At 72.6% G+C, this 678-nt stretch carries 1 protein-coding gene; it reads right to left on the bottom strand.

The features are described from left to right. Window positions 1–654, bottom strand: a 654-nt coding sequence (locus DMH12_RS38735; RefSeq protein WP_260474510.1) for a hypothetical protein, incomplete at its 3' end; no start/stop codon positions are given. Between the last annotated feature and the right edge of the window lie 24 nt (window positions 655–678).

Genomic DNA, 678 nt, shown 5'->3' with positions numbered 1-678 from the left:
GGGTGTCCCGCCGTCCAGGACGGTCTTCAGGCGGTCGGTGCCCTGCCGCACCCCCTGCTCGACGGCGTCGGCCTGGTCTCCGTCGAGGCCGCCGCCGGTCACGGTCAGGGCGGAGGTGCCGACGCGCACGACGGCCACGTCCAGGCTGAGCGTGGCCGGACCGCCGCCGGTGGACCCCTGCACGGTCACGCGCAGGCCCGCACGGGCGTCGCCCACCTCGGGCACCGACGCCTCGGTCACCTGGACCGTGCGCTTCTCGCCCTCGGAGTCGGTCGCGGTGAACTGGTCGCACTTCTGGGGCAGGGACTCCATCCACTTCAGGCGGTCGTCCAGTCCGCCGCGGTCGTAACCGGCCACCTGGTCCAGGAGACGGGAGTCGCCCTGCTCGAAGCCGGTGACCGCCGACGGCCCCGACGGCTCGCCCAGCAGCTTCTCGCCGTAGAGCCCGTCGAGGAGTTCCTGGCAGTCCGAGGCGTCCGTCTTGGCGGTGAGGAAGTCGGACACGTCGACCTCGCCGACGAGCATCCCCTCGCGCCACTTGTCCGCGTCCTGGACCTGGTTCCAGTCGCCCTCCAGGTCGCCCTCCGTGAGCAGCGCGGCCTTCGCGCCGGACTCGGTGAGGCCCGGGGGGGGCAGGTGGAGCGTCCTATGCACAGGGTAAGCGGGCGAAGATCGATG

The organism is Streptomyces sp. WAC 04229 (genome assembly GCF_003947455.1).
Lineage (GTDB): Bacteria > Actinomycetota > Actinomycetes > Streptomycetales > Streptomycetaceae > Streptomyces.
Note: the sequence above shows the minus strand (reverse complement) of the source record. Positions and strands in the feature narration are given on the sequence as shown.